Source organism: Citricoccus sp. (genome assembly GCF_032154715.1).
Classification (GTDB): domain Bacteria; phylum Actinomycetota; class Actinomycetes; order Actinomycetales; family Micrococcaceae; genus Citricoccus.
The window spans coordinates 1-4,079 of sequence record NZ_JALDXU010000150.1 but is presented as its reverse complement, the minus strand read 5'-3'; the positions used below and the strand labels follow the sequence as shown (position 1 = coordinate 4,079).

General features: G+C 70.2%; 4 protein-coding genes. 3 read left to right on the top strand and 1 reads right to left on the bottom strand.

Features of this window, described 5'->3' with window-relative positions:
* Positions 1 to 24: 24 nt before the first annotated feature.
* On the bottom strand, positions 25 to 510 hold the full coding sequence (locus RUH65_RS15355; RefSeq protein WP_313818512.1) for a YchJ family metal-binding protein: 486 nt from the start codon (positions 508 to 510) through the stop codon (positions 25 to 27).
* Between the two features lie 80 nt (positions 511 to 590).
* On the opposite strand from RUH65_RS15355, the gene purS reads away from it, so the two are divergent.
* The 3 genes from purS to purL are packed head-to-tail and all read left to right on the top strand — an operon-like array spanning position 591 to position 4,032.
* The gene (gene purS, locus RUH65_RS15350; protein ID WP_313818510.1) at positions 591 to 869 is read left to right on the top strand and encodes a phosphoribosylformylglycinamidine synthase subunit PurS; all 279 of its coding nucleotides are present in this window, start codon (positions 591 to 593) and stop codon (positions 867 to 869) included.
* Positions 869 to 1,699 (top strand): phosphoribosylformylglycinamidine synthase subunit PurQ, encoded by an 831-nt coding sequence (purQ, locus tag RUH65_RS15345; RefSeq protein ID WP_313818508.1) that lies wholly within the window; start codon positions 869 to 871, stop codon positions 1,697 to 1,699. The genes purS and purQ overlap by 1 nt, the downstream gene beginning before the upstream one ends.
* Positions 1,696 to 4,032, top strand: coding sequence for a phosphoribosylformylglycinamidine synthase subunit PurL (gene purL / locus RUH65_RS15340; RefSeq protein WP_313818507.1), 2,337 nt, complete (start codon positions 1,696 to 1,698; stop codon positions 4,030 to 4,032). Before purQ ends, purL begins: the two co-directional genes overlap by 4 nt.
* Positions 4,033 to 4,079 lie beyond the last annotated feature (47 nt).

The following is a 4,079-nucleotide window of genomic DNA, read 5'->3' as shown; positions in this document are numbered from 1 at the left end:
CGCCACTACTGCCCGCAAAGCGTTTTAACTCACGTCGCCGTCGCGGTAGAACCAGGTGCCCTGGCGCCGCACGAAGCGCGAGGTCTCGTGCTGGGTGTGCCGGCCGGCCGGGGTCCGGAAGTGGGCGGTGAAGGTGACCGTGCCGGCGTCGTCGAAGGGGCCGCCGGACGTGGACTCGACATCCAGGCGCAGCCAGTGGACGTCGTCGCCGGATTCGTCGGCCGGACCGTCCAGGGCGAGGTGCGCCGGCCGCGTCTCGGGCGCCCACGTCGCCAACAGGTACTCCTCAGCCTGCACCAGGTCTCCCGTGGCCGCGAGGGCGAACGCCGAGTACCGGGAGCGCATCAAGGCCTCGGCGGTGGGGGCGGCCAGGGTGCCGTCCGCGGCGAACCTCCCGTGCAGGCGACCGCAACAGGAGCCGTAGATGTCACCGCCGCCACAGGGGCACCGGCGCGAGGCGGAGGCCTGGTCAGTGGCGTGATCCGCGGGCGGGTTCTCGGACGTGTTCATCGATTCAGCGTAGGCCGAATGGCCCAGCCGGTCACGGCTAGACTGAGTCAAGCCCTCACGCATACCACCGGGAGTCCTCCATGCCCACGATCGTCGTCGACGTCATGCCCAAGCCCGAGATCCTTGACCCGCAGGGCAAGGCCATCGCCGGGGCCCTGCCCCGCCTCGGTTTCACCGGATTCGCGTCGGTCCGCCAAGGCCGCCGCTTCGAACTGACCGTGGAGGGCGAGGTCACCGAAGACGTCCTGGCCCAGGCCCGGAAGGCCGCCGAAGAGCTGCTGTCCAACCCGGTCATCGAGGACGTGGTCAACGTCGCCGTGCTGACCGAGTCGGCCCAGGACGAGAGCCAGAACGCCTGATGACCGCGCAGAATACCGAGCTGCCGCTCATCGGTGACTACTCCGCAGCCGGGGCCGTCCTCACCGGCGCGCGCATCGGCGTGGTGACCTTCCCCGGCACCCTGGATGACCGGGACGCCGCCCGCGCCGTGCGCCTGGCCGGCGGCGAGGCCGTGCCCCTGTGGCACGCCGAACCCGAGGGCGCCGCGGCCCTGTCCTCCTTGGACGCCGTCATCATCCCCGGCGGCTTCTCCTACGGGGACTACCTCCGTGCCGGGGCCATCGCCCGATTCGCCCCGCTGATGGACGCCATCATCGCCGCCGCCGGGGCCCGCCACGGCACCGGGTCGGGTGCCGCTGGCTCCGCCGGTTCCGCCGCTGCGCTGCCCATCCTCGGCATCTGCAACGGCTTCCAGATCCTCACCGAGTCGCACCTGCTGCCCGGCTCGATGATCAAGAACGAGAACCTGAAGTTCCTCTGCCAGGACCAGGTGCTGCGGGTGGAGAACAACGCGACCGCCTGGACCCGGAATTTCGCCGCCGGTGAGGAGATCACCGTGCCGCTGAAGAACCAGGACGGCCAGTACGTGGCCGATGAGAAGACCCTGGACCGCCTCGAGGGCGAGGGCCTGGTGACCTTCCGCTACGTCGGCGGCAACCCCAACGGCTCCCGCCGGGACATCGCCGGCATCACCAATGCCGCCGGCAACGTGGTGGGCCTCATGCCGCACCCCGAGCACGCCGTGGAGCCCGGCTTCGGCCCAGACTCCGCCGCCGGCATGCGCCTGGGCACAGACGGGCTCGGCATCTTCACGTCCGTGGTGGCATCGATCGCAGGAGGCGCCCAGTGACCACTGGTACCCAGAACACCCCGCCGGCAGACGCCCGGCAGTTCAACATCGACACGGTGGAGCACGCCGTTACCACCCCGGACACCGAGCTGCCCTGGGCCGAGCTCGGCCTGAAACAGAACGAGTTCGACGAGGTCGTGAAGATCCTCGGCCGCCGTCCCACCGCCGCCGAGCTGGCCATGTACTCCGTCATGTGGTCCGAGCACTGCTCCTACAAGTCCACCAAGGTGCACCTGCGCCAGTTCGGCGAGAAGCTCACCGAGGACATGAAGAAGGACCTGATGGTGGGCATCGGCGAGAACGCCGGCGTGACGAACCTGGGCGACGGCTGGGCCGTGACCTTCAAGATCGAGTCCCACAACTCCCCCTCCTTCGTGGAGCCGTACCAGGGTGCGGCCACCGGCATCGGCGGCATCGTCCGGGACATCATCTCCATGGGCGCCCGCCCGGTGGCCGTCATGGACCCGCTGCGCTTCGGGGCGATCGACCACGAGGACTCCCAGCGCGTGGTGCACGGAGTGGTCGCCGGGATTGGCGGCTACGGCAACTCCCTGGGCCTGCCGAACATCGGCGGCGAGACGGTGTTCGACCCGATCTACCAGGGCAACCCCCTCGTCAACGCCCTCGCGGTGGGCGTACTCCGGCACGAGGACCTGCGCCTGGCCAACGCCTCCGGCGTGGGCAACAAGATCGTGCTGTTCGGCGCCCGCACCGGCGGTGATGGGATCGGCGGAGCCTCCGTGCTGGCCTCCGAGTCCTTCGACGACACCAAGCCCTCCAAGCGCCCCGCGGTGCAGGTGGGCGACCCGTTCGCGGAGAAGGTGCTCATCGAGTGTTGCCTCGAATTGTTCAAGTCCTCCCTGGTGGAAGGCATCCAGGATCTCGGTGCCGCCGGGATCTCCTGTGCCACCTCCGAGCTGGCCTCCAACGGCGAGGGCGGCATGCAGGTGGAGCTGACGGACGTGCTGCTCCGCGACCCCACCCTGACCCCGGGCGAGATCCTCATGTCCGAGTCCCAGGAGCGCATGATGGCCGTGGTGAACCCGGCCAACGTGGAGGCCTTCGAGGCCGTCATGGCCAAGTGGGGCGTCGAGTACTCCTGGCTCGGCGAGGTCACGGACACCAACCGCCTCATCATCACGTGGGACGGCGAGACCATCGTGGACGTGGACCCGAAGACGGTGGCCCATGACGGCCCGGTCTACGACCGCCCGTACCACCGCCCGGCCGGGCAGGACGCCCTGCAGGCCGACCGCTTCCGTGACTCGGCCGCGGGAGCCGACCTGCCGGCGTCGGGCGAGGCACTGCGCGCCTCGGTTCTGGAACTGATGGCCAGCCCGAACATGTGTGACAAGTCCTGGATCACCAGCCAGTACGACCGCTACGTGGGCGGCAACACCGCTCTCGCGGCCCCTGATGACGCCGGCGTAGTCCGGGTGGATGAGGAGACCGGCCTGGGTGTGGCCGTGGCCACCGACGCCAACGGCCGCTATGCCTTCCTGGACCCCTACGCCGGCGCGCAGCTCGCCCTGGCGGAGTCCTACCGCAACGTCGCCACCTCCGGCGCCATCCCGATGGCCGTCTCCGACTGCCTGAACTACGGCTCCCCCGAGGATCCCGGCGTGATGTGGCAGCTCGCGGAGGGCATCCGAGGCCTCTCGGACGCCTGCCTCGAGCTCGGCATCCCGGTGACGGGCGGCAACGTCTCCCTGTACAACCAGACCGGTGCCAACCCGATCCACCCGACCCCCGTGGTGGCCACGCTCGGCAAGTTCGATGACGTGGGACGCCGAACGCCCTCCGGCTTCCACGCGGACGCGGACGGCCAGGCCGTCTACCTGATGGGTGTGACCCGGGACGAGCTGGACGGCTCCGAGTTCGCGAACCTGCGCGGGCACCTGGGCGGCGTGCCGCCGCAGGTCGACCTGGCCGCGGAGAAGCTGCTCGGCGACCTGCTCATCAACGCCTCGCGGGACGGCATGATCGACGCCGCCCACGACCTCTCCGAGGGTGGCCTGGCCGCCGCCCTCTCCGAGATGGTGCTGCGCTTCGGCGTCGGCGCGCGGGTCTCCCTCGACGAGATCCAGCACCGCGACGGCGTGGACGCCTTCACCGCCCTGTTCTCCGAGTCGCAGGCTCGCGCCCTCGTGGCCGTGCCGCGCACCGAGGAGGTCCGGTTCAAGGACATGACCACGGCCCGCCGCTTCCCGGTGGCGCGCATCGGCGTGGTGGACGGGGCGTCCGGCTCCCTCGAGGTGCAGGACCAGTTCGCCCTGCCCATCGAGGAATTGCGCGCCGCCTGGGCCGGCACCATGCCGGCATACTTCGGCTGATCTGACCCGCCAGAACACCTGCCCGACGCCGGCACCCACCCTGGGTG